This window comes from Zoogloea ramigera, from assembly GCF_006539865.1.
GTDB lineage: Bacteria > Pseudomonadota > Gammaproteobacteria > Burkholderiales > Rhodocyclaceae > Zoogloea > Zoogloea ramigera.
The window spans coordinates 1-23910 of sequence record NZ_BJNV01000033.1 but is presented as its reverse complement, the minus strand read 5'-3'; the positions used below and the strand labels follow the sequence as shown (position 1 = coordinate 23910).

Genomic DNA, 23910 nt, shown 5'->3' with positions numbered 1-23910 from the left:
CAGCCCGCCAGACCCCCGTCCCCCTTGGCAGGGGGAACCTTGGTGGCCGGGGTGCGTCTCTTCGTTTCCCGCGCGGGCCTCATGGCTTGTGCGAAGCCTGGCGAGCCGGGTCGGCAAGGCCTTCAATCTTCAATGTCGGGATCACCGTAATCCACCATGAAACCTGTCCTGCTCTCCTACTTCTCGGCCCTCCGTAGCCTTGGCCGGCCGGGCATCCTGTGGCACCTGATGTGGCCGACCCTCGCGGCCAGCGTGCTGTGGACGTCCCTGCTGGTCATCAACTGGGGCGTGATGATCGCCCAGGGGGCGGCCTTCATCACCGCGCTGCCGCTGGTCGGCGGCTGGATCAGCGGCTCCGAGGTGGCCATGATGGTGGCGCTGGTGATGTTCAAGATCGGGCTGGTGGTGCTGGCCCTGCCCATCATCTACGTCACCGCGGCCTTCCTGGTGGCGGCGGTGGCGCTGCCGCTGATGCTCGAAAAGGTTGCCGCCACCGACTACGCCGACCTCCAGCGCCGCGGCGGCGGCAGCCAGCTGGGCAGCGTCATCAACGCCCTCGGCGCGGTGCTGCAGTTTGTCGCGCTGCTGGTGCTCAGCCTGCCCCTGTGGCTGATTCCCGGCGCCGGGCTGCTGATCTCCCTGCTGCTCACCGCCCGGCTCAACCAGCAGGCCTTCCGCTACGACGCGCTGATGGCCCACGCCGACAAGTTCGAGCTTAAAGCCCTGCCCGCCAGCCAGTCCGGCGGCCTGTTCGGGGTCGGGCTGTTCGGCGCGGTGCTGGCGCACCTGCCCTTCATCAACCTGTTCGCGCCGGCCCTCGCCGGGCTGGCCTTCGTGCATTACCTGCTGTCTGCGCTGCGGCTCGCCCGGCGCACCGAAAACATCATCGAGGTGAATTGAATGAGTGCAAACCCGGCGCCGTCCTTCGGCGCAATCATCATCGGCGACGAGTTGCTGTCGGGCCGCCGCGAAGACAAACACCTGGGCAAGGTGCTCGAGCTCCTCAAGGCCCGCGGCCTGCGACTGGCCTCGGTGCGCTACGTGGGCGACGAGCGCCCGCGCCTGGTGCAGACCCTCCGCGAGAGCTTCGCCAGCGGCGACATCGTGTTCAGCTTCGGCGGCATCGGCGCCACGCCCGACGACCACACCCGCCAGGCCGCCGCCGAGGCGCTGGGCCTGCCGCTGGCGCTGCACCCCGAGGCCGAGGCCGAGATCCGCGCCCGCTTCGGCGACGAGATCACGCCCCAGCGCCTGCAGATGGGCGTCTACCCGGTGGGCGCCGAGATCATCCCCAACCCCTTCAACCGCATCCCGGGCTTCTCGATCCACAACCACTTCTTCGTGCCCGGCTTTCCGGTGATGGCCTGGCCGATGGTCGAATGGGTGCTCGACCAGCGCTTCGCCCACCTCCACCACACCGCCGATTACACCGAGCAGTCGGTGATCGTGTGGGAGGCGTTCGAGGGCAAGCTCATCGACCTGATGGAAGCGATCACCGCCGACTTCCCCGAATCCACCCTGTTCAGCCTGCCCAGCTTTGGCACCGACACCCAGCGCCGCCATGTGGAGCTCGGCATGAAGGGCCCCACCGGCCGGGTGGCCGAGGCGATGGCCCGCATCACCGCCGAGCTCACCCGCCGCGGCTACGAATGGGAGCCCCGCGCGGCCCTTTGAGACTCGGCTGTGAACCTCCCCGCCGCCCCTTCCGCCTACCGTGACTTCCCCGGCCGTCGCTGGCTGGGCGTGCTGCTGCGCGCCGCCCACTTGGCGGGCGTGGTGGGCGTCGGGGCCGGGCTGCTGACGGGGGCGGGCGCCGCGGCAGGCTTCGTTTACCTGATGGTCTTGTCGGGCGTGGCGATGGCGATGCTCGACGCCTGGTCGCGGCGGCGCTGGCTGCGCGAGCTGGCGGGGCTGTCGATGCTCGTCAAGTTTGCGCTGCTCGGCTGGTTTGCCGCCGACCCCGCCCGCCGGCCGCTGCTGTTCTGGCTGATCCTGGTGTTCTCGGTGATCTTCGCCCACGCGCCGGCCAGCTTTCGCCACCGGCGGCTGCGTTAGCCGCCTTGCCCTGGAAACACTCTCGATGCAGCTCCGCCCCGAAACCCCCGCCGACCAGCCCGGCGTGCGCGCCGTACATCTTGCCGCCTTCGAAGGCCCCGACGAGGCCGACCTGGTCAACCGCCTGCGCGGCCACACCTTCCCGTATGTCTCGCTGGTGGCCGTCGACAAGGGGCGCATCGTCGGCCACATTTTGCTTACACCGGTGCTGCTCCCCGGCCACCCGCGGGCCCGCCTGATGGGCCTCGCGCCGATGGCGGTGTTGCCCGACTACCAGCGCAGCGGCGTCGGCAGCGCGCTCGTCGAGGCCGGCCTCGACGCCGCCCGCCAGGCCGGCGCCGGGGCAGTGGTGGTGCTCGGCCACCCCGCGTATTACCCGCGTTTCGGCTTCGTGCCCGCCTCGCGCCACGCCATCGCCTGCCCCTACGACGCCCCCGACGAGGCCTTCATGATCGTCGAGCTGATGCCCGGCCACCTGGCGGGCCTTGCCGGCACCGTCGAATATCACGCCGCCTTCGCCGGCATCGAAGGTGCTGCGCCGTGATCGAGCGGGAGCGCTTCATCGAGATCGTCCGCGACACCCCGCTGGTGTCGGTCGACCTCGTGCTGGTGCGCGGCGGCGCCGAGATCCTGCTCGGCCTGCGCAACAACCGCCCGGCCCAGGGCTGCTGGTTCGTGCCCGGCGGCGCGATCCGCAAGAACGAGCCCCGCGCCGCCGCGCTGCAGCGGGTGGCCGCGCGCGAACTGCAAATCGCCGACGTGCTCGCCCTGCGCCCGCAGCTCCTTGGCGTGTTCGAGCATTTCTACCCGGACTGCTTCGCCGGCGACATCGGCGTCGGCACCCACTACGTGGTGATCGCCCATCGCATCGACGTCCCGGCCGGCTTCGAGGTGCCTGGCTTCGACGCCCAGCATCGTCAGCTGCGCTGGTGGCCGCTGGCCGAAGCGGCGGCGAGCGAGGCCGTGCACCGCTACACGCGGGACTACCTGCCGCTCTTGGCAGACTACAAAAGATGCCCGCCGCCTGGTGGGTTTGGCGGTGATGGGGCACCGCAAGCATCCTGCGATGCGGGGCGAGCGCTTGTAGCGAAATCCCCCTCCGCTGCGGCCCGCGGCCATAAAAAAACGTGATTCAACACCCCGTTGGTGTATTGATGATCATCAATATTCGAAAATAAGAGAAATCTAAACTAGCCCTCAATGTTTCGTTTCACCGCGCGCCTTTCCCGGCCGGGTGAGCTGAAAGGAGGGCTGTCATGCAGGTTCTCAGACGCGTGCTCCTGGCCATCGTGGCCATGGGCTTCTTCGCAGGGGCTGGCGTTGCGGCGGACGATGCGCCGCCGCCCAAGCTGCCCAAATCCACGGCCGACCACGGCAAGTTCAAGGAGCTGCAGCGGGTGTTTGCCTCGGGCCCCGAGGTCACCAAGGCCTGCCTCAGCTGCCACACCGAAGCCTCCAAACAGCTGCACCAGACCCAGCACTGGAAGTGGGAATACACCAACCCCACCACCCAGCAAAAGCTCGGCAAGAAGCACGTCATCAATAATTTCTGCACCTCGGTGTCGTCGAACTACAAAGCCTGCGCCAGCTGCCACATCGGCTACGGGCTGAAGGACGAAGGCTTCGACTTTGCCTCCGAAGAAAACGTCGACTGCCTCGTCTGCCACGACTCCACCGGCAAATACAAAAAGCCCTCCGGCTTCGCCGGCCATCCGGTGACCAAGGACACCGAGTTTCCGCCGGGCTCAGGCAAGATCATCCGCGGCATCGACCTCTCGGCGATCGCCCAGAAGGTCGGCAAGACCCGCCGCGAAACCTGCGGCACCTGCCACTTTTATGGTGGCGGTGGCGACGCCGTGAAGCACGGTGACCTCGACAGCTCCCTCGACCAGCCCGACAAGGCGCTCGACGTGCACATGGACGCCGAAGGCCTCAACTTCAGCTGCGCCACCTGCCACAAGACCGAAGGCCACCAGGTGCCGGGCAGCCGTTACGCCCCCACCGCCGCCGACCGCGAAGGCGCCCACCTGCGCGGCAAGGCCGACAGCAGCAACCCCGCCACCTGCCAGGCCTGCCACGGCCAGGCGCCCCACACGGGCAAGGCCAAGCTCAACGACCACACCGACAAGGTCGCCTGCCAGACCTGCCACATCCCCGCCTTCGCCCGCGGCGACATGCCCACCAAGATGTCGTGGGACTGGTCCACCGCCGGCAAGCGCGACGAGAAGGGCAAGCCGCTGGTCGTCACCAACGACGACGGCCACATCACCTACAACGGCATCAAGGGCGACTTCGTGCTCGAAGAGAACGTCAAGCCCGAATACGTGTGGTTCAACGGCACCGTCAACTACACCCTGCTGGGCGACCCGATCGAGAAGAGCCAGCAGCCCATCGCCATCAACCGCTTCGAAGGCAGCGCCGGCGACGGCAAGTCGCTGATCTGGCCGGTCAAGCTGTTCCGCGGCAAGCAGCCCTTCGACCCCATCAACAAGACCCTGGTGGTCACCCACCTGGCCGGCGAGGATGACACCGCCTACTGGAAGAACATGGTGTGGGACAAGGCCGTCGCCGAAGGCATGAAGACGCTGCACAAGCCCTTCTCGGGCAAGGTGGATTTCATCGAGACCACCGCCATATGGCCGATCACCCACATGGTCGCGCCCAAGGACAAGGCCCTCGGCTGCAACGAATGCCACGCCAAGGGCGGGCGCCTCGACAAGATCGAGGGCATCTACATCCCCGGGCGCGACGCCAACAAGCTGGTGGACACCATCGGCTGGCTCGCCGCGGGCGGCATCCTGGCCGGCGTGCTCATCCACGGCGCCATCCGCGCCCTGCGCCGCAAGCACTGACACGGAGGCACACGCATCATGGAACGGGTTTATCTCTTCACGCGCTTCGAACGCCTGTGGCACTGGGCCCAGGCCGTGCTCATCATCGGCATGCTGGTCACCGGCTTCGAGATCCACGGCACCTACAAGTGGCTCGGCTTTGCCCAGGCCCACAAGGTGCACACCACCATCGTGTGGGCCTTCATCGCCCTGTGGGTGTTTGCGATCTTCTGGCACCTCACCACCGGCGAGTGGCGGCAGTACATCCCCACCATGAAGAACATCGACAAGGTCGTGCGCTTCTACGCGGTGGGCATCTTCCGGGGCGACCCCCACCCCTTTCAGCCCACCCGCGCGCGCAAGCACAACCCCATGCAGGCCCAGACCTACCTCGGCGTCACGGTGGTGGTCACCCCGCTGCTGTGGATCTCCGGCCTCGCCTACCTGTTTTACAACGAGCTCAGCGCCGCTGGCTGGGGCATCCAGCTTGGCGCCATCGCCCTCGTGCACACCATCGGCGCCTTCTTGATGCTGGCCTTCCTCATCGGCCACATCTACCTCGGCACCACCGGCCATACGCCCACCGCGCACTTCAAGGCGATGGTCAGCGGCTGGGACGAAGCGCACTGAAGCACCCATAAAAAAAATCTCAGGGAGTCGTCATGAACACCAGACTTGCCAGAACCCTCATCGCCGCCCTGGTGGCGGGGCTGTTTGCGCCGGTGGCCGCCGCCGAGAGCAACGCCGCGCTCCTCAAGAAGATCGAGGCCCTGTCGGCCGAACTCGCCCGCCTCAAGACCCAGGTGGAAGCCAGCAGCGCCAACGCCGCCGCCAGCCAGAAGGCCACCGAAGCGCTCCAGCAGCGCGTCGTGCAGAGCGAGGCGCGGGTGGTGAAGAGCGAGGAGCGCATCGCCACCAGCGAAGAGCGCGTCGCCAAGGCCGAGGAGAAATCGACGGAACGCTGGCTCACCATCGGTGGCGACTACCAGTTCCGCGTCGACCGCATGGCCGGCCAGACCAAGCCCTTCACCGACGTCACCGCCACCTTTGCCAACGCCCAGCAGCAGCTGCAGGCCAACTTCTTTGCCAACCCCACGCCCGCCAACGGGCAAATGCTCACCGGCCTGATGGGCTTCGCCCAGGGCATGGCCGGCGTGCGCACCTACAACGAGGCCCGCAGCTTCCTTGGCGCCAACGCCGCCATGCTCGGCGGGCTGCAGAGCTACGCCGCCCAGGTGCCCGCCTACAAACCCGAAAACCAGGCCCTCTACACCAACCGCTTCGGCCTCGACCTCCACGCCAAGGCCACGCAGGACGTCAGCGTCTCGGCCCGCCTGGTGATGTACAAAACCTTTGGCGCCGGCGACGACGACGCCGTTACCAACGCCGGCAGCGCCCCGTATTTTGCCGACCGGGTGGGCGTCTTCGACGGCACCCTCGGGCATGTCCCCTCCAGCAGCTACCTCAACGTCGACCGCGCCTTTGCCACCTGGAGCAACATCGCCGACCAGGACATCTGGTTCTCGGTGGGCCGCCGCCCATCCACCCACGGCGCCCCCAGCAACCTGCGCCTCAACACCCCGCGCCCCGGCAACGGCGGCACGCCCTCGCTGCTGGTCGACTACGCCTTCGACGGCATGACCGTAGGCTGGGCGCCCGACATCGACGGCCTGCCCGGCGCCTACGCCAAGCTCTGCTACGGCCGCGGCTTCGAGAGCGGCTTCCGCTCAACGCCCGGCAACTCGCTGCAGGATACCGACATGCTCGGCGTCGCCGTCATCCCCATCGACACCGACCCCCTGCGCGTGTGGCTGCAGTGGAACCGGGGCATGAACATCTTCGACGCCCCCAAGATGCGTGACACCTACTTCGGCAACACCATGCCCAAGGCCAACCTGGGCGACATCGACTGGTACGGCGTGGGCGCCATGGGCACCCTCAAGCGCGTCGGCGTGGGCGACCTCAACTACTTTGCCGACCTCGGCATGAGCGTCACCCACCCCAACGACAACGTCTCGTCACAGTTCGGCTTCCAGGGCCTGCTGACTGGCGCCTTCTTCAACCCCGAAGCGCCCAAGGATAAAACCGGCACCGCCATCGCCCTCGGCCTGCGCTACGACCTGCCCAGCAAGACCAAGCTCGGCGCCGAATACAACCACGGCTCCAAGAACTGGATCACCTTTGCCCCCGCCGCCACCGACATGTGGACCTCCAAGGTCGGCACCCGCGGCAATGTGTACGAGCTCTACCTGATCCAGGAGCTCGCCAGCAAGCCCGTGTCGTCGCACCTCGCCAAAGCCTTTGTGCGCCTTGGCCTCCAGTACTACGATTTCCAATACACCGGCAGCAACAACTGGGTTGGCGCCCCGGTCAAGATGTCCAGCGTGAACGGCAACATGATGGCCACCACGCCCCTCGACCACGCCTACAACGCCTACGCCACCTTCGAAGTCAAGTTCTGACCCCACGCGTAAAACGAAAGGAAGCCCCCATGCGTACCAAGCTCACCCGCGTCCTGCTCTCGCTTGCCCTGGCCGGCTCGGCCCTGGCGATGTCCCCCATCGCCTCCGCCGACGACGTCAAGATGGTCGGCGTGATCACCAAGATCCAGATGGCCGCCGACGGCAAATCCGCCACCGCCACCCTCAAGGACAACAAGAGCGGCAATAGCGTCACCATCAGCATCACCGACGACCTGACCCTCGACAAGTTCAAGGACAAGCGGATCGTTGAAGGCGACGAGATCCGCGCCAAGTTCGACGACGCCAACAAGAACCTCAGCAAGTCGTTCAAGAAGACGGCCGGCTGCTGACCCCGCCGCCCAACGCGGCAAGCACCACCCGGGCGGCTCCCCAAAGGAGCCGCCCTTTGTTTTGAGCGCCCAGGGCCGCCCACCACACACCACCCCGCAGCCCAACAACCAAAGGTAGGTCGGGTTAGCGCAGCGTAACCCGACACCCCCCACACCCCAGCAAACGCTGATCCCACCCCCGAAAACACCAATCCGCCCCCCGGAAACACTAATCCTCCACCAAGCATCATCAATCTCACGCCCGGAATCAGTAATCCGCCCCCAGGAATCAATGATTCGCCCCCGGGAGTCAGTAATCCAGCACCCGGAATCAGTGATCCAACCCCGGGAATCAGTGATCCAACCCCGGGAATCAGTAATCCACGACCAGGAAACAGTAATCCGATCCCAGGAATCACTGATCCAGCTCCCGGAATCACTGATCCGACCCCCGAACACAGTCATCCGCCCACCGTAACCCATCACCCGACCCCGGCACCCCGAATCACCACCCCGCGTCACGCCCTCCACGCCCCCGAACACCGCGATTCCCCCCGCCAGCACGGTCATCCCGCAGCACCAGACGCCTCACCCGCAGCCCGCAACACGCATCCCGCGGCCCATCATCACACCCTCCCCTGACAAGGGGAGGGCCGGGGAGGGGTTTTGCGGTTTCCCGCCACCCCGCATCCTTCCAAAGCCTCCGCCTTGCCCGATCCGAATAAATCCATGACAAGATGTTGCGTAGCCCATTTCGCGGGAGTAGCATCCAAAACGCAGCACGTTAGCCATCTTCAATAATGCCAAGGAGAAATCATGAGCAACGTCGACCCGAAGACCAAAGTCACCGCCGCCCAGACCCGCAAGAACATCGCGGCCTATCAAGCCCTTACCAACATGCCTGACTACAAGGCCAACAACCCCGCCCACAGCCGCGAAGCCGCCGAGGCCGCCTACCAGACGCTCATCGCCGCCGAACGCAAGGCCGTCATCGACAAGGCCACCTCCGCCGCCAGCGACGACGCCGTCGTCTCCGCCCGCCGCGGCCTCCAGGACGTCATCCTCGGCGTCAAACTCGAAGCCAAGGCCCTCTACGGCCCCAGCTCCGACCAGGTCGCCGCGCTGGGGCTGAAGAAGAAGTCGGAGAAGGCGAAGAAGTCGAAGAAGGCGAAAGTGAAGAAGACGGAGTGAGGAGGGGGCCCTGTCTTGGTTGGAGGTGAGGCAGGGCAGGTGAGAGGACAGCGGCCGGGAGGCCGCTAATAAAAAATATTAGTTAAAAGGTTTTTAATGAAAGCTCATGAAAAAATAAAGTGGCAAGATCTAGAAAGACTTGTTCGAACAGTTGCTGAAGCAAAGTTTGGGGCTACAGCTAGAGCAGAAGATATTGCAGGGGTTAAGTGTGACTGTGTCATTCGCCTCAATGATGGAAGCGTGGTTTTAGTAGAGATCAGCAAAGAGACCAGTCTCGATAAGCTTCGTACTGACTTGGCAAAGTTTGGAGTCTTGCGACCTTATTTCTTTCAAAAAAATATTTTTCCAAAGTGTTTTTTTATTACGCTTGACGAGCCTACTCCGTCTCTTATCCAGTCCGGACAAAGCAGTTTTGTACAAGTTTATTCAGTTGGTCAGTTTTTTGATGCACTGCTAGGTCTTCATCGATATGCGTATGCGCGGTCTAAACTGCCATTTGGCTCCGCAGTGGATCTCTATTCCGGAGAGCCAGATCGAAATCGCTATGTCCCTGTAACGTATGTTAGCGAAAGTGGCGAAAGCTACACTGTTGCTCGTATGGCGTCAGAGCTTGTTGCAGGACGGACAATTGTCCTTATTGGAGACTACGGTTCAGGTAAAAGTAGGTGCACTCAAGAGGTTTTTGAAGCTCTTATTGAGACTCAGCGACAACATTATCGAAATCCAATTGCTATAAATCTTCGAGAAAATTGGGGGTTGAAACGTGCTCAAGAAATGCTTACCCGGCACTTTACAGACCTTGGTTTGACAGATGTTTTGGATCAAGCTTTGAAAGTGGCATACGCGCCCGCGACCATATACCTTTTGGATGGTTTTGACGAAATTGGTGCGCAGACTTGGAGTGACGATCCAACTAAACTCGTGGATATTCGAAAGCAGTCTTTGGTCGGCGTAAAAGACTTAGTTACACAGGCAAAGGGTGGAATATTAATAACGGGGCGAGAGCACTATTTTAACAACGATGCTGAGCTAATTACTTGCCTCGGGCTCGGCCAAAAAAATCCACTTTTCCTCCGTTGTAATCAGCAGCTGACGGACGAGCAGTTCTCCGAGTTGTTAGGACGCTCACCCTCCGTGCTGCCAGCCTGGATGCCGAAAAAGCCGTTGATCGCAAATATAGCTCGTGATATCGAGCCTGCGGTATTGGATAGTTTTTTCAAAACGAGCTCAGGTGAAATAGATTTCTGGAATCTTCTTGTTGATGCCTTCTGCGAAAGAGAAGCTAGAATCAATCCAATCCTTGATCCGGCTATTATTCGATCACTTTTGACGAAGATTGGGCGCCTCACTAGAGCAACGAAGTCAGCGCTCGGACCAATTTCTATTAAGCAGATTAATGAGGCGTTTGAACAGACGACGGGGAGGCCTCCCACTGATGAGTCCGCGATTGTTTTGCAACGCCTTCCAGGCCTTAGTCGGATCGGCGCGGAGAGTTTAGATCGGCAGTTTGCTGATATCTTTATTCTCGATGGATTGAAGGCCGAAGATACTCTTGAGCTCTTTGCACAGGGGGCGCCAGATGAACTCGATGAGTGTTGGGTTAATCCAATAGAGAATTTTGGGGCTTATTTTGTTTCTGCTCGTCTTGGTGCGAATTGTCAAGTGGGTACGGCGACTGCGTTTATTAAGAGAAATGTTCAAAAAAATAATAAAGTTCTTCTTTCTGATTTGCTTTCAGGGCTTCTGCAATTAGATTTTGAAGATATTGATTTAGGTGGTCAGTCATTTTTCGGAGGTAAGTTTTTTCAGGTGGCGTTGGGGAGCACGGCTATCCGAAACTTAACTTTCGTCGACTGTTTTTTTGATCATCTCGATATAACGGATAGTGAACCGCGCGGGGTCTTCCTGTCTGATTGTGTGGTTATGAGGCTTTCCGGTATTACGTCAAGTGAGCATGCACCTTCGTGGTTCAAGAATTGTCTTGTTGAGGTCTATCAGTCTGTTGAAACTCTTTCTGCAATTCGAGAGGCTGGGTTGAGTGTGTCACAGACGTTTCTATTGTCTAGTCTGAGAAAGCTTTTTCTTCAGCCTGGAGGTGGTCGCAAAGAAAGTAGTATGTATAAAGGATATGGTGACTCCACGACAAAGAAGACGTGTGAGAAAGTAATGCAGTTACTGATTCGTGAGAGATTTTGTGAAAAATTTAAGGGTCAGAGCGAGCCTATTTTTGTACCCAATCGTTCACTAACAGGTCGTGTTCAAGCGATTATGAGTCAGATGACCACCTCTAAAGATACGCTTTGGTTGCAAGTCTCTCGTATGGACAAAGAACTCAATACGCAGTAACGATTCAGGGGAGTAAAACCTTTATGTCTTGGTCTCGGGGGAGGCTGGGAGCCTATCGCGAATGGTGGCTTTCATTCGCGTGGTCTTGATGCAGGCCGTTTGTCACGTATTGACGTATTGATCCAGCAAATTCGGATCAGGGTTGCTCGGCTTACCCCACCCCACAAAACCTATTCCTCCCCCCACCCTTCGCCTCATACAACGCCTTATCCGCCCGATTCAGCAGCGAATCAATATTGTCTTCAACCGACCCCATGCTCGACACGCCGATCGACACGCTGAAGCTCACGGGTTCGCCACCGTTAAGGGGAATCCTTGCGTTGGCGATGGTTTCGCGGAGGCGTTCGGCGGCGTCTAGCGCGGCGGGCTGGTCGGTTTCGGGGAGCAGTACGGCAAACTCTTCGCCGCCCAGGCGGCCGAGGATGTCCACGTCGCGCAGGGTGGCGTGGCTGAGGTCGGCGACGGCCTTGAGCACGGTGTCGCCCACCTTGTGGCCGTAGCGGTCGTTGATGAGCTTGAAGTGGTCGATGTCGAGCATGAGCATCGACAGGGGCTTGCCGTAGCGGTGGGCGCGGCTGAGCTCCTGCTCGGCGCGTTCCATGAAGTGGCGGCGGTTGTAGACGCCGGTGAGGTAGTCCACGTGGGCCTGGCGCCGCAGCTCTTCCTCTAGCAGCTTGCGTTCGGTGATGTCGGTGTGGGTGCCGCACATGCGGGTGGCCTTGCCGTGCTCGTCGCGCTGCATCACCTTGGCCCTACCACTACACCGCGAGCCTATGGCCAAGACCATTGGTTTAGCTGGTAAACTCGATATCGGTAATTGTCTGCCCTGCCCATGATGAAGCGGCGTTACGCTCAGTTTAATCCCAAGCGCAAACTACTCACGCCTTCCGAGGCTGAAGTTCGCGTGGCCGAACTCCAGGTGTTGGCTAGTCGCGCGCGCTATGGCGGAAACCCGGAGCATAAAAGGAACCCAGGCGATTTCGGGCTCGTTCCGCCTTCCGATCCAAGACAAGGGAAATCGCTGTGCGATGTCGCCAGGATTTTTAAGCGTACCGAAGCGGAAGCGTTACTTCGCGCGGGGCTGCGCAAGGGCCTTGTGAGCGACCGGATGGATGGCGAGTGGCCGAAGAACGTCTGGTCAGTTACGGACGACGGCTTCGCCATGGAGGCGCAGCTCGAAAACCCCGTTTTGGGAACCTATCACGGCTACCCCATGCCCGAGACTGATCCTCTGTCGCTGGAAGTGAAACGTCGTTGGGAGCACATCAATGGCTGAATTGCGAATCAGCACAAAGTGGATGGCCGCGACATCCGGGGAGCCAGAGGTCAGGGCCACGGCAGCTCTGCTCGACATGTATGTCGACACCATCAGCCTGACGCGAAACCAGGATCTCTGGGCGGAGACCGTGCGTGACAACGTCTTCGTCTCTGCCTACCCGCTCGCCATGTGGTTTGCGAGTTCGTGGTGGCGCCTTAACCATGAGCCCCTGCCACCGCAGCAGCCTGGCCATGACTGGCGTATGGTCCATGAACTCGGTGCGGCCAATCACGGCTTTGTGTGGCCGCGCGTCGTCTTTATCCCGGATGGTGAGGCGATTCACGTGTGGGCCGGGGCGTCGATGACACCGGACCAGTCGGTGCAGTACCTGCAAACGCTCGATGTGCCGAGAACGATAGCGTTGCCTGGCTTTCAGCAGAGTCTCGAGCGCTTCATCCACAGCGTGTTGGCCCGCCTGGATGCCAAGGGGCTCGCTGGATCGAATTTGGCTCACCTGTGGGCCCTCGTGCAGGAAGATCTGGCGGACCCCGATGCGGCTCGCCGGAGGAAGCTGGAGGCCGAGCTGGGGTTTGATCCCGAGGAGTGCCCGGAGCAGGCATTGAATGCGGCATTGCAGTGGGCGAGCCAGGTCGGAGACGCGGCACTGTCGGAGCTGGCACCTGCGATCGCAGCGTCGGGGGCGTCTCCGGATTTGGCGCTCATAGGGCAGTTGGCCAGCGCAGGTGGAATTGTGGGCACCCCGGAAATCTCGCCCGACAGCATCGTTCACCTGGAGCACGGGGCTCCTTGGGAGCGCGCGATTCACGACGCGCGTATGCTTCGTCACCAGTTGGGTAATGTCAGCGGCCCCGTTTGCAACAGCAGTCTGCATGACCTGCTTGGCATGAGCAGCGAAGCTGCCGCCAATTGGTCGGTGCCGGTGGGGCGGTCGCCAGTCGCGGTGGCCATACCGGTGAATGATCGCCAGCTGCAGTTTGTTCCACGCAAGCGCAACCCTGCCGGGCGGCGATTCGAGCTAGCGCGTTTCTTGGGCGAGTACCTCAGCCCCTCGACCCAGAAAGCGCATTGGCTTGCATCAACCGACCTATCGACTTTCCGTCAAAAATACCAGCGCGCTTTCGCGGCAGAGTTTCTTTGCCCAATCGATTCCTTGACGTCCTTTTTGGGCGGTGATTTCTCTTCATACGCGATCGAAGAAGCAGCCGCTGAGTTCGATGTTAGTGAGAAGACTATAGAAAGCCTGTTGCTCAACAATGGGTATGTTCACCATCATGGGGCAGATAGCCTGCCGTATCGAATGGCTGCCTGATCTGCCTTCTGTGTTGTCAGCTTTTGCTTAGAGCATGTTCGCCTCCACGAGCCAGGAGGCAAACCACCCCTCACCCCGCCCCACAAACCCGATTCCTCCCCCCATCCTTCGCCTCATACAACGCCTTATCCGCCCGGTTCAGCAGCGAATCAATATGGTCTTCAACCGACCCCATGCTCGACACCCCGATCGACATGCTGAAGGTCACGTGCTCGCCACCGGTGAGCGGAATCCTGGCGTTGGCGATGGTTTCGCGGAGGCGTTCGGCGGCGTCTAGCGCGGCGGGCTGGTCGGTTTCGGGGAGCAGCACGGCAAACTCTTCGCCGCCCAGGCGGCCGAGGATGTCCACGTCGCGGAAGGTGGCGTGGCTGAGGTCGGCGACGGCCTTGAGGACGGTGTCGCCCACCTTGTGGCCGTAGCGGTCGTTGATCAGTTTGAAGTGGTCGATGTCGAGCATGAGCATCGACAGGGGTTTGCCGTAGCGGTGGGCGCGGCTGAGCTCCTGCTCGGCGCGTTCCATGAAGTGGCGGCGGTTGTAGACGCCGGTGAGGTAGTCCACGTGGGCCTGGCGCCGCAGCTCTTCTTCCAGGAGCTTGTGTTCGGTGATCTCGGTGTGGGTGCCGCACATGCGGGTGGCCTTGCCGTGCTCGTCGCGCTGCATCACCTTGGCCTGGTCGAGGATCCAGCGGATGCTGCCGTCCTTGTGGAGCATGCGGTATTCGAGCTTGTGGGATTTGCTGCGCCCTTCAATCACGTCGAAGATCGAGGCCCAGGCGCGCTCCCGGTCGTTGGGGTGGACGAAGTCGGCCCATTGCTGGGCGGTGTGCTGGAGCTCGTCGAAGGTGTAGCCGAGGATGTGGCCCCATTGGGGGTTGCGCTCTACCTTGCCGGTGGCGATGTCCCAGTCCCAGAAGCCGAGCTCGGAGCCTTCCTGCACGAAGCGGAGCTGGCGGGCGCGGTCTTCCAGCGTGGCTTCGGCCTTCTTGCGTTCGGTGACGACGTCGAAGAGCGCCACAAAGTGCTTGGGCTGGGGGCAATACACCGACACCGAGAACCACTGGGCCATCGACTTGATGAAGAGTTCAAAGGTCTCGGGTGGGCCACCCCAGGCTACGCGGCCAAATATATTCAGCAGCGCGGTGTCGGTTTGCGGCAGGGCCGGCACGATCTGGCTGATGCGTTGCCCGTACACGCCGTCAAGCCCGGTCTGGGTGTGGAAGGCGGGGTTGGTGTAGAGAAACAGGAAGTCGCTGGGCTGCCCGTCGGTGTATTCCATGCGGCAGTAGGCGACGCCGTTGAGCAGGTGTTCGAGCAGGCCGTCGAGCACCGCGCGAACTTCGGGTGGCCTGGCGTCGGGGGCGAGGTCGGTGGGGGACGGGGCGCGCTCTGCGGGGGCGGTCATCGACGATCTCGGAGGCTGTCGGTCGGAGCCCAAACGATACACGCGTATTCCGGTGGCCGGCAGCACGCCGGTGGGTGGAGGGGCACGCGATGCGCCGAAATGTTGCGGAATGCACAGTGGGCAGCGCGGGGGGCGCGGCGCGGGCTGTTTCATACGCGCAGCATGGCAGCGTTGGGGCAGGGGATGGCGGGCCGCGGTGGGGTATGTGGGGTGAGGTTTGCGGGTTTGCGATGATCGGGCGGGGAGGGGCGATGTGTCGGGTTACGCCCTTTGGGCTAACCCGACCTACCCAGATGAAATAGCGCTGCGCCAGCCCGTGCATTAAAAAAGCGGCCCGGAGGCCGCTTTGTGCTGTGGTGTTGCGCGGTGCTTACTTCTTGCGGGCCGGCGGTACGTCGGTGCAGCTGCCGTGGGCCACTTCGGCGGCCATGCCCACCGTCTCGCCCAGGGTCGGGTGAGGGTGGATGGTCTTGCCGATATCCACGGCGTCGGCGCCCATTTCGATGGCGAGGCACACTTCGCCGATCATGTCGCCGGCGCTGGGGCCGACGATGGTGCCACCGATCACGCGGTGGGTTTCGGCGTCGAAGATGAGCTTGGTGAAGCCGTAGTCGGCGCCGTTGGCGATGGCGCGGCCGCTGGCTGCCCACGGGAACTTGGCGGTCTCCACCTTCTTGCCTTCGGCCTTGGCCTGGGCTTCGGTGTAGCCGACCCATGCCACCTCGGGGTGGGTGTAGGCGACGCCGGGGATCACGGTGGCGTCGAAGGCCGACTTGTGGCCGGCGGCGACTTCGGCGGCCACGTGGGCTTCATGCACGGCCTTGTGGGCGAGCATGGGCTGGCCGACGATGTCGCCGATGGCGAAGATGTGGGGCACGTTGGTGCGCATCTGGGCATCGACGGGGATGAAGCCGCGTTCGCCCACGATCACGCCGGCCTTGTCGGCGCCGATCTTCTTGCCGTTGGGCGCGCGGCCCGCGGACTGCAGGATCATGTCGTACTTGACCGGTTCCGTCGGAGCGCCTTCGCCCTCGAAGCTCACGTAAAGGCCATCCTCCTTCGCCTCGACGGCGACGGTCTTGGTCTTCAGCATGATCTTGTCGAAGCGGCTGGCGTTCTGCTTTTCCCACACCTTGACGGCGTCGCGGTCGGGGCCCTGCATGAGGCCGTCCATCATCTCGACCACGTCGACGCGGGCGCCGAGGGTGGAGTAGACGGTGGCCATCTCGAGGCCGATGATGCCGCCGCCGATGACCAGCATCTTGCCCGGCACGAAGCGCAGCTCGAGGGCGCCGGTGGAGTCGACGATGCGCGGGTCGCGGGGGATGAAGGGCAGATGCACGGCGGCGCTGCCAGCGGCGATGATGCACTGCTTGAACTTGACGACCTTGTTCTGGCCGGTCTTGTCCTGGCTGGTGCCGGTGGTTTCTTCGACGGCGATGTGATTCGGGTCGAGGAAGCTGCCGTAGCCGCGGATGACGTCTACCTTGCGGCCCTTGGCCATGCCGGCGAGGCCGCCGGTGAGCTTGCCGACAACCTTGTCCTTGTGGGCGCGCAGGGCGTCCACGTCCACGCTGGGCTTGGCGAAGCTGATGCCGGCGGTGCTGACGTGCTCGGCTTCGTCGATCACCGCGGCCACGTGCAGCAGGGCCTTGGACGGGATGCAGCCGACGTTGAGGCAGACGCCGCCGAGGGTGGCGTAGCGCTCGATGATGGCGGTCTTGAGGCCGAGGTCGGCGGCGCGGAAGGCGGCCGAATAACCGCCGGGGCCGGCGCCGAGCACGACGAGGTCGTATTCGACGTCGGCGGAGCCGGCGTGGGCAGCCGCAGCGGGGGCGGCCACCGGGGCCGCAGCAGGCGCCGCAGCCGGAGCGGCGGCGGGTGCGGCAGCCGCGCCGGCGGCGTCGAGCTTGAGCAGCACGGCGCCTTCGCCAACCTTGTCGCCCACCTTGACCAGGAGTTCGGCAACCACGCCGGTGGCCGGCGAGGGTACGTCCATGGTGGCCTTGTCGGACTCGAGGGTGCAGATGGCGTCTTCGGCCTTGATGCTGTCGCCGACCTTGACGAACAGCTCGATGATGGGGACTTCGGAGAAATCGCCGATGTCGGGTACTTTGACTTCCACTAATTGACTCATCTTGATCACCTCTTTGGGCGTAGTGTGCAGAGCGCGGGGCGGGGTGAGGTTTTTACACCTCACGCCTCACCCCTCACTCCTCACCGATTTCAGAGCATGACCCGACGGAAGTCGGCCAGCAGTTGGGCGAGGTACACGTTGAAGCGGGTGGCCAGCGCACCGTCGATCACGCGGTGGTCGGCGGTGAGCGACATGGGCAGGGTGAGGCGCGGCACGAATTGCTTGCCGTCCCACACGGGCTTCATCACCGACTTGTTGACGCCGAGGATGGCGACCTCGGGGGCGTTGACGATGGGCGCGAAGTAAGTGCCGCCGATGCCGCCGAGGCTGGAGATGGTGAAGCAGGCGCCGGACATGTCGGCGGGCTTGAGCTTGCCGTCACGGGCCAGCTTGGCCAGCGAGCCGGATTCGGCCGCAATCTCGAAGACGCTCTTGGTGTCGGCATTCTTGATGACCGGCACCACGAGGCCGTTGGGCGTGTCGGCGGCGAAGGCGATGTTGAAGTACTTCTTGTAAACCAGGTTGTCACCGTCGAGGCTGGTGTTGAACTCGGGAAACTCCTGCAGCGCGCGCACCGAGGCCTTGATGATGAAGGCGAGCATGGTGAGCTTCTTGCCGGACTTTTCGTATTCCTTGTTCATCTGGACGCGGAAGGCTTCCAGATCAGTGATGTCGGCGTCTTCGTGGTAGGTGACCGCCGGGATCATCGCCCAGTTACGGGCGAGGTTCTGGCCGGAGATCTTCTTGATGCGCGACAGCGGCTTGACGTCGATCTCACCGAACTTGGCGAAGTCCACCTTCGGCCACGGCAGCAGGTCGAGCCCACCGCCCAGGCTGCCGACGGGGGCCGCGGCCACCGCCTTGCCCGGCACGACGCCGGTGCTCATGGCGCCCTTGATGAAGGCGGTGACGTCGGCCTTGGTGATGCGGTTCTTGGGGCCGCTAGCCTTGACCTGGGCGAGGTCGACGCCGAGTTCGCGGGCGAAGCCACGCACCGAGGGGCTGGCGTGCACCAGGCCGCCGAGCTTGATGGGCGCGGGGATGGTGGTGGCCGGCGTGGGGATGGGCACCACATTGACCGGCGGCGTCGGCGCGGGGGCGCCGTCGGCCAGCGACACGGTGGGGCCGGCGGCGGGCGCTTCGACCTTGGCGGGGGCGGCGGCCGGCGCAGCGGCACTGGCGCCGGTCTCGACCTTGATCAGCACCGCACCTTCGGAGACCCGGCTGCCGAGCTGGACGAGGACTTCCTTCACCACGCCGGTGGCGGAGGAGGGCACGTCCATGGTGGCCTTGTCGGATTCGAGGGTGGCGATGGCGTCTTCGGCCTTGATGCTGTCGCCGACCTTGACGAAGAGCTCGATGACCGGCACGTCGGCGAAGTCGCCGATGTCGGGCACCTTGACCTCGACGATGGCACCCGCGCTGGCGGCGGGCGCGGCAGCCACGGGGGCGGCCGCGGCCGGTGCCGGAGCAGCCACCGGAGCCGGAGCCGCCGCAGCGGCTGCGCCGGCGGCTTCGAGCTTGATCAGCACGCTGCCTTCGGCGACGCGGCTGCCGACCTGGACGAGCACTTCCTTGACCACGCCGGCGGCGCTGGAGGGCACGTCCATGGTGGCCTTGTCGGATTCGAGGGTGGCGATGGCGTCGTCAACCTTGATGGTGTCGCCGACCTTGACGAACAGTTCGATGACCGGCACGTCGGCGAAATCGCCGATGTCCGGAACCTTGACTTCGATGAGTTGGCTCATTTTTGTAGTCTCCTCGGCGCTCAGACAGACATCGGGTTCGGCTTGGACGGGTCAAGCTTGTACTTGACCAGCGCAGCGGCAACCTTGTCGCGTTCGATCTTGCCTTCGTCGGCCAGGGCCTTGAGGGCGGCCAGGGTGACCCAGCGGCGGTCGACTTCGAAGAAGTGGCGCAGCTTCTCGCGGGTGTCGGAGCGGCCGAAGCCGTCGGTGCCCAGGGTGACGTAGCGGCCCTTGACGTAGGGGCGGATCTGCTCGGCGAACAGGCGGATGTAGTCGGTGGCGGCGATCACCGGGCCGACGGCGCCGTCGAGCTTCTGTTCGACGTGGGATTTGCGCGGGGCTTCGAGCGGGTGCAGCAGGTTCCAGCGGGCGGCGTCCTGGCCGTCGCGGGCGAGCTCGTTGAAGCTCGGGCAGCCCCAGATGTCGGCTTCCACGCCCCAGTCGTTCTTGAGGAGTTCGGCGGCGGCGATGACTTCGTTGAAGATGGTGCCGGAGCCCAGCAGCTGGACGCGCAGATCACCCTCGCCACCCTTACGGAAGGCGTACATCCCCTTGATGATGTCGGCCTCGGCACCCGCGGGCATCTCGGGGTGCTCGTAGTTCTCGTTCATCACCGTGAGGTAGTAATAAACGTCTTCTTGCTCGGCGAACATGCGGCGCATGCCGTCCTGCACGACAACCGCCACTTCGTACTGGAAGGTGGGGTCGTAGCTGATGCAGTTGGGGATCATGTTGGCCATCAGCTGGCTGTGGCCGTCTTCGTGCTGCAGGCCTTCGCCGTTCAGCGTGGTGCGGCCGGCGGTGCCGCCGATCAGGAAGCCGCGGGTGCGCTGGTCGGCAGCGGCCCAGCAGAGGTCCATGGTGCGCTGCATGCCGAACATCGAGTAGAAGATGTAGAAGGGCACCATCTGCACGCCGTGCACGCTGTAGGCGGTGCCGGCGGCGATCCAGTCGGCCATGGCGCCGGCTTCGTTGATGCCTTCCTGCAGCACCTGGCCGGTCTCGCTCTCCTTGTAGAACATGAGCTGGTCATGGTCTTCGGGGACGTACTTCTGGCCTTGCTGGTTCCAGATGCCGTACTGGCGGAACATGCCTTCCATGCCGAAGGTGCGCGACTCGTCGGGCACGATGGGGACAATGTTCTTGCCGATCTGCTTGTCTTTCAGCAGGGTGTTCATGATGCGCACGATGGCCATCGTGGTGGACAGCTCGCGCCCTTCGCCGGAGGCCTTGAGGAGCGCGGCAAAGGTGTCGAGGCCCGGCACCGGCAGGGCTTCGGCCTTGCGGCGGCGCTGGGGCAGGAAGCCGCCGAGGTCGACCCGGCGCTGCATCATGTACTTGTATTCGGGCGAGTCTTCGGGGAAGCGCAGGTAGGGCAGCTCTGCCAGCTTGTCGTCGGGCACCGGGATGCCGAAGCGGTCGCGGAAGCGGCGGATCGAGTCGATGTCGAGCTTCTTTTGCTGGTGGGAGATGTTCATCGCCTCGCCGGACTGGCCCATGCCGAAGCCCTTGATGGTCTTGGCGAGGATCAGGGTGGGTGCGCCCTTGTGATTAACGGCGGCGTTGTAGGCGGTGAAGATCTTGAAGATGTCGTGGCCGCCGCGGTTGAGGTTCCACACCTCGTCGTCGGTCCAGTCGGCCACCAGGGCGCGGAGCTCGGGCGTGTTGAAGAAGTGCTCGCGCACATAGGCGCCGTTCTTGGCCTTGAAGGTTTGATACTCGCCGTCGCAGAGTTCCATCATGCGCTTCTTCATGATGCCCTTCTTGTCGCGGGCGAAGAGCGCGTCCCAGTGGGTGCCCCAGATCAGCTTGATGACGTTCCAGCCGGCGCCGCGGAATTCGGCTTCGAGCTCTTGAATGATCTTGCCGTTGCCGCGCACCGGGCCGTCGAGGCGCTGCAGGTTGCAGTTGATGACGAAGATCAGGTTGTCGAGCTTCTCGCGGCCAGCCATGCCGATGGCGCCAAGGGATTCGACCTCGTCGGTCTCGCCGTCGCCGAGGAAGGCCCACACCTTGCGCTGCTCGGCCTTGGCGGCGTCGATGAGGCCGCGGCTGGCGAGGTATTTCATGAAGCGCGCAGAGTAAATGGCGCACAGGGGGCCGAGGCCCATCGACACCGTGGGGAACTGCCAGAAGTCGGGCATCAACCACGGGTGCGGGTAGGACGAGATGCCGTGGCCTTCGGATTCTTGCCGGAAGCTGTCCATCTGCTCGTCGGTGAGGCGGCCGAGCATGTAGGCGCGGGAATACACGCCGGGCACCGAGTGGCCCTGGAAGTAGATCAGGTCGCCGCCGGTGTCGTGGTCGATGCTCTTCCAGAAGTGCGAGAAGCCCACGTCGTAGAGGGCCGCGGCGGAGGCGAACGAGGCGATGTGGCCGCCCACGTTGGTGTGCTTGTTGGCCCGCACGACCATGGCCATCGCGTTCCAGCGAATGTAGGAGTGGAGCTTGATCTCCATGTCCGGGTCGCCCGGGTAGCGGGGCTGGCGGTCGGCCGGAATGGTGTTGATGTACTGGGTGTTGGCGGAATAGGGAATGTCTATGCCTTCCTCACGTCCCGCTTCGATCAGCTTTTCGATCAGGAAGTGGGCACGGTCGGTGCCTTCCTGACTGACTACGCTGGACAGGGCGTCCAGCCACTCCTGGGTTTCCTGGGCATCGGTGTCTGCCAGGGCATTCTGCGTGTTCGCGGCCATGTTTTGTCTCCTCATGACTTGCGGGTTGTGGGTGGTTACCGAGGATAGCGGCAACCGGTTTTTGCTACAAACCAGTGTGAGCCGGATCACGGCTCGTTTTTCGTAATATAAAACCAAATCTCGTACCGTGCAATAAAGCGAGCCGAGTTTTTGGGGATATTTTTGCGTGTCGGGTAGGCGCGGAGATGGCTGGCCCGGGTGGAGGCGGGCGATGACGCAGCGCTGACTGCGGCGGGCGTTGCGGCGCGCATGTCGCACCGGTCGGAGACTCGGCTGCAGCGAGCGCCGGGATGGCGGGCAGATGGGCGCGCAGCGTGGCGCGCGCGCTTGGGTCGAGCGGGTCGGCAGCACGGCGCGCGGGGCCGTGGCCTTATTTGTGCTGGGCGTGGCGCTTGCGGTCTTCGTCGTAGGCGAAGACCACCTGGGCGTTGCGTATTTCGCCGATGACCAGGATGCGGGTGCTGTCGATGGTCTCGTGGTCGGTCTTGGAGAAGGGGTGGTGGTAGGTCATCACCAGGCCGTCAACCTTTTCCTTGAGCGATTCGAGGGCTTCGCGCAGACGAGGCCCGTCGGTGCTGCGGGCCTGGCGCATGGCGGCGGCGAGCAGCTGCATCGAGTCGTAACCCTGGGCGGCAGCCGAGGGCACGGGGATTCGATCGACGCCCCAGGCGCGGCGGTATTTGTCGATGAAGGCCTTGCGACGCGGGGTGTCGCCCTCCTGGATGAAGGTCTGGGGCATGCGGGTGCCCTCGGCGTTGGGGCCGGCCTTGTCGATGAAGTTGGACATCGACAGGGCCCAGCTGCCCACCAGGGGCACCTTCCAGTCGAGCCGGAAGAGGTTGTTGGCCAGGTGGGCCAGCTCGGGCCCGAGGCCGTAGGTGAGGATGACCTCGGCCCCGGCGGCGCGGGCGCGGGTGAGCTGCGCGGTCATGTCCACGTCGCCGATGTTGAAGCGCTCGACGGCCACCGGCTTGATGCCGTGGCGGTCGAGGGTGCGCTCAAGGTCTTCACGGCCGAGCTGGCCGTAGTTGGTGCTGTCGTGGAGGATCGCCAGCTTGCGGAACTGCCGGCGCACGACGGCCTCCTCGATGATCATCGCTGCCTGGACGGTGTCGGGCGCCGAGACGCGGAAGATGTAGTTGTCGGCGTACTGGGGCGGCAGGAACTGCTTGGTGATCACCGAGCCGGTGGCCACCGAGGTGATCATGGGGATGCGCGCCTGCTGGTAATAGCGCTGGCTGGCCAGGGCCACGCCGGTGTTCACGATGCCGAGCCCGGCGACGACCTTCTCGCGGTTGATGAGCTCCTGCACCACCAGGGCGCCGCGTTCGGGGCGCGCCTCGTCGTCCCTTTCGACGAGTTGCAGGGGCCGCCCGAGGATCCCGCCTTCGTCGTTGATCTCTTGCGCGGCGAGGCGGATGCCGTCGCGCATCGCGATGCCCATCGGGCTCGACCCGCCGGTGAAGGGGCCGGAGACGCCGACGCGGATGGGCTCGATGGCCGAGGCTGCGCTGGCAACCAGGATCATCGATGCGAAAACTATCCTGAGCAGGCGTCCAGGCAAGGGTGTCTCCCCTGTTCTTCGTGATGGTGGCTTGCCAGCGCCGCGGTTGGCACGGGCGAGTCGGTATGCCGGCTTTCGATGACTCACTGGCACAGGCTGGCTACGCGGGCGGTGTTCGAGGCTCGCGGGCCGGCGCCAGGCTCAGGCAGGCCTTACCGCCTGAGGAGTGTAGCGCACCCCGGCCGGGTTACGGGGGCCGGGAAGGTGGGCCATGAGCGCGTGCGGCCGGGGGCTTCAGTGGCGCATTCCGGCACTCAGGCTTTGCCCAGCGCCCGCCCCGAAGCCAGCAGCCGGGCGCCGCAGGATGTCCGGTGGCCCTCGAAGGCGATGGGCACGCCGTCGAGGGTGTAGTGGGGGTCGCCCTCGACGATGACGCAGTTGTTGTGCCCACGCCGGGGGCAGCTGCAGCGGTCGCCGACGCGGGCCACCGGGATGCCGTCGACGGTGTGCTGCGTGGCCGACACCGAGACGACCACGCCGCCGTGGTCGGTGGGGTCGCCGAGGCGGATGACGGCTTTACTCATGGGAGCCTCCGTTGCGTTGTGGTGCTACTGCTGTTGG

Annotated in this window: 20 protein-coding genes; 13 read left to right on the top strand and 7 right to left on the bottom strand. The window is 63.6% G+C overall.

What is annotated here, in order from left to right:
- The first annotated feature begins 156 nt into the window (after positions 1-156).
- From ZRA01_RS10710 to ZRA01_RS10660, 11 genes are all read left to right on the top strand, one after another.
- Positions 157-900: an EI24 domain-containing protein gene (locus ZRA01_RS10710; RefSeq protein ID WP_141351996.1), complete on the top strand. Its 744-nt coding sequence runs from the start codon at positions 157-159 to the stop codon at positions 898-900.
- The gene (locus ZRA01_RS10705; protein ID WP_141351994.1) at positions 901-1674 is read left to right on the top strand and encodes a competence/damage-inducible protein A; all 774 of its coding nucleotides are present in this window, start codon (positions 901-903) and stop codon (positions 1672-1674) included. It abuts the gene before it with no gap.
- Between the two features lie 9 nt (positions 1675-1683).
- The gene (locus ZRA01_RS10700) at positions 1684-2055 is read left to right on the top strand and encodes a hypothetical protein (RefSeq protein WP_141351992.1); all 372 of its coding nucleotides are present in this window, start codon (positions 1684-1686) and stop codon (positions 2053-2055) included.
- Between the two features lie 25 nt (positions 2056-2080).
- Entirely contained in the window at positions 2081-2599 is a 519-nt protein-coding gene (locus ZRA01_RS10695; RefSeq protein ID WP_141351990.1) for a GNAT family N-acetyltransferase, read from the top strand.
- On the top strand, positions 2596-3186 hold the full coding sequence (locus ZRA01_RS10690; protein ID WP_141351988.1) for a GDP-mannose mannosyl hydrolase: 591 nt from the start codon (positions 2596-2598) through the stop codon (positions 3184-3186). Before ZRA01_RS10695 ends, ZRA01_RS10690 begins: the two co-directional genes overlap by 4 nt.
- 125 nt (positions 3187-3311) lie before the next feature.
- Positions 3312-4907, top strand: a complete 1596-nt coding sequence (locus tag ZRA01_RS10685) for a tetrathionate reductase family octaheme c-type cytochrome (protein ID WP_141351986.1) — start codon at positions 3312-3314, stop codon at positions 4905-4907.
- Positions 4908-4925: 18 nt separating this feature from the next.
- Complete coding sequence (locus ZRA01_RS10680) at positions 4926-5516, top strand: cytochrome b/b6 domain-containing protein (protein WP_141351984.1); 591 nt, start codon at positions 4926-4928, stop codon at positions 5514-5516.
- A gap of 32 nt (positions 5517-5548) precedes the next feature.
- Complete coding sequence (locus ZRA01_RS10675) at positions 5549-7348, top strand: DUF3373 domain-containing protein (protein ID WP_141351982.1); 1800 nt, start codon at positions 5549-5551, stop codon at positions 7346-7348.
- Between the two features lie 29 nt (positions 7349-7377).
- The gene (locus ZRA01_RS10670; protein WP_141351980.1) at positions 7378-7698 is read left to right on the top strand and encodes a hypothetical protein; all 321 of its coding nucleotides are present in this window, start codon (positions 7378-7380) and stop codon (positions 7696-7698) included.
- Between the two features lie 795 nt (positions 7699-8493).
- On the top strand, positions 8494-8868 hold the full coding sequence (locus ZRA01_RS10665) for a hypothetical protein (RefSeq protein WP_141351978.1): 375 nt from the start codon (positions 8494-8496) through the stop codon (positions 8866-8868).
- A gap of 96 nt (positions 8869-8964) precedes the next feature.
- Complete coding sequence (locus ZRA01_RS10660) at positions 8965-11214, top strand: hypothetical protein (protein ID WP_141351976.1); 2250 nt, start codon at positions 8965-8967, stop codon at positions 11212-11214.
- 151 nt (positions 11215-11365) lie between these two features.
- Here the strand turns inward: ZRA01_RS10660 and ZRA01_RS10655 are convergent, their stop codons facing one another.
- The gene (locus tag ZRA01_RS10655) at positions 11366-11956 is read right to left on the bottom strand and encodes a GGDEF domain-containing protein (RefSeq protein ID WP_218028700.1); all 591 of its coding nucleotides are present in this window, start codon (positions 11954-11956) and stop codon (positions 11366-11368) included.
- Positions 11957-12031: 75 nt separating this feature from the next.
- On the opposite strand from ZRA01_RS10655, the gene ZRA01_RS10650 reads away from it, so the two are divergent.
- Positions 12032-12490, top strand: a complete 459-nt coding sequence (locus ZRA01_RS10650; protein WP_246093635.1) for a hypothetical protein — start codon at positions 12032-12034, stop codon at positions 12488-12490.
- Complete coding sequence (locus ZRA01_RS20530; protein ID WP_170182943.1) at positions 12483-13802, top strand: ImmA/IrrE family metallo-endopeptidase; 1320 nt, start codon at positions 12483-12485, stop codon at positions 13800-13802. Before ZRA01_RS10650 ends, ZRA01_RS20530 begins: the two co-directional genes overlap by 8 nt.
- A 70-nt stretch (positions 13803-13872) precedes the next feature.
- Here ZRA01_RS20530 and ZRA01_RS10635 read toward each other — a convergent pair whose 3' ends face one another.
- The 6 genes from ZRA01_RS10635 to ZRA01_RS10610 form a co-directional block, all read right to left on the bottom strand.
- Positions 13873-15204 (bottom strand): sensor domain-containing diguanylate cyclase, encoded by a 1332-nt coding sequence (locus tag ZRA01_RS10635; protein WP_141351967.1) that lies wholly within the window; start codon positions 15202-15204, stop codon positions 13873-13875.
- Between the two features lie 370 nt (positions 15205-15574).
- The gene (lpdA, locus tag ZRA01_RS10630; RefSeq protein WP_141351965.1) at positions 15575-17341 is read right to left on the bottom strand and encodes a dihydrolipoyl dehydrogenase; all 1767 of its coding nucleotides are present in this window, start codon (positions 17339-17341) and stop codon (positions 15575-15577) included.
- An 89-nt stretch (positions 17342-17430) separates the two neighbouring features.
- Positions 17431-19089, bottom strand: coding sequence for a dihydrolipoyllysine-residue acetyltransferase (aceF, locus tag ZRA01_RS10625; protein WP_141351963.1), 1659 nt, complete (start codon positions 19087-19089; stop codon positions 17431-17433).
- A 20-nt stretch (positions 19090-19109) separates the two neighbouring features.
- Complete coding sequence (gene aceE / locus ZRA01_RS10620; RefSeq protein ID WP_141351961.1) at positions 19110-21785, bottom strand: pyruvate dehydrogenase (acetyl-transferring), homodimeric type; 2676 nt, start codon at positions 21783-21785, stop codon at positions 19110-19112.
- A 370-nt stretch (positions 21786-22155) separates the two neighbouring features.
- Complete coding sequence (locus ZRA01_RS10615) at positions 22156-23313, bottom strand: ABC transporter substrate-binding protein (RefSeq protein WP_141351959.1); 1158 nt, start codon at positions 23311-23313, stop codon at positions 22156-22158.
- 290 nt (positions 23314-23603) lie between these two features.
- Positions 23604-23873: a PAAR domain-containing protein gene (locus ZRA01_RS10610; protein WP_141351957.1), complete on the bottom strand. Its 270-nt coding sequence runs from the start codon at positions 23871-23873 to the stop codon at positions 23604-23606.
- Positions 23874-23910 lie beyond the last annotated feature (37 nt).

Excerpts from the sequence above, each read along its gene's own strand:
- ZRA01_RS10710 (WP_141351996.1), top strand. The coding sequence starts at position 157 with ATGAAACCTGTCCTGCTCTCCTACTTCTCGGCCCTCCGTAGCCTTGGC.
- ZRA01_RS10705 (WP_141351994.1), top strand. The coding sequence starts at position 901 with ATGAGTGCAAACCCGGCGCCGTCCTTCGGCGCAATCATCATCGGCGAC.
- ZRA01_RS10695 (WP_141351990.1), top strand. The coding sequence starts at position 2,081 with ATGCAGCTCCGCCCCGAAACCCCCGCCGACCAGCCCGGCGTGCGCGCC.
- ZRA01_RS10685 (WP_141351986.1), top strand. The coding sequence starts at position 3,312 with ATGCAGGTTCTCAGACGCGTGCTCCTGGCCATCGTGGCCATGGGCTTC.
- ZRA01_RS10680 (WP_141351984.1), top strand. The coding sequence starts at position 4,926 with ATGGAACGGGTTTATCTCTTCACGCGCTTCGAACGCCTGTGGCACTGG.
- ZRA01_RS10675 (WP_141351982.1), top strand. The coding sequence starts at position 5,549 with ATGAACACCAGACTTGCCAGAACCCTCATCGCCGCCCTGGTGGCGGGG.
- ZRA01_RS10670 (WP_141351980.1), top strand. The coding sequence starts at position 7,378 with ATGCGTACCAAGCTCACCCGCGTCCTGCTCTCGCTTGCCCTGGCCGGC.
- ZRA01_RS10665 (WP_141351978.1), top strand. The coding sequence starts at position 8,494 with ATGAGCAACGTCGACCCGAAGACCAAAGTCACCGCCGCCCAGACCCGC.
- ZRA01_RS10660 (WP_141351976.1), top strand. The coding sequence starts at position 8,965 with ATGAAAGCTCATGAAAAAATAAAGTGGCAAGATCTAGAAAGACTTGTT.
- ZRA01_RS10655 (WP_218028700.1), bottom strand. The coding sequence starts at position 11,956 with ATGCAGCGCGACGAGCACGGCAAGGCCACCCGCATGTGCGGCACCCAC.
- ZRA01_RS20530 (WP_170182943.1), top strand. The coding sequence starts at position 12,483 with ATGGCTGAATTGCGAATCAGCACAAAGTGGATGGCCGCGACATCCGGG.
- ZRA01_RS10635 (WP_141351967.1), bottom strand. The coding sequence starts at position 15,204 with ATGACCGCCCCCGCAGAGCGCGCCCCGTCCCCCACCGACCTCGCCCCC.
- lpdA (WP_141351965.1), bottom strand. The coding sequence starts at position 17,341 with ATGAGTCAATTAGTGGAAGTCAAAGTACCCGACATCGGCGATTTCTCC.
- aceF (WP_141351963.1), bottom strand. The coding sequence starts at position 19,089 with ATGAGCCAACTCATCGAAGTCAAGGTTCCGGACATCGGCGATTTCGCC.
- aceE (WP_141351961.1), bottom strand. The coding sequence starts at position 21,785 with ATGGCCGCGAACACGCAGAATGCCCTGGCAGACACCGATGCCCAGGAA.
- ZRA01_RS10615 (WP_141351959.1), bottom strand. The coding sequence starts at position 23,313 with ATGATCCTGGTTGCCAGCGCAGCCTCGGCCATCGAGCCCATCCGCGTC.
- ZRA01_RS10610 (WP_141351957.1), bottom strand. The coding sequence starts at position 23,873 with ATGAGTAAAGCCGTCATCCGCCTCGGCGACCCCACCGACCACGGCGGC.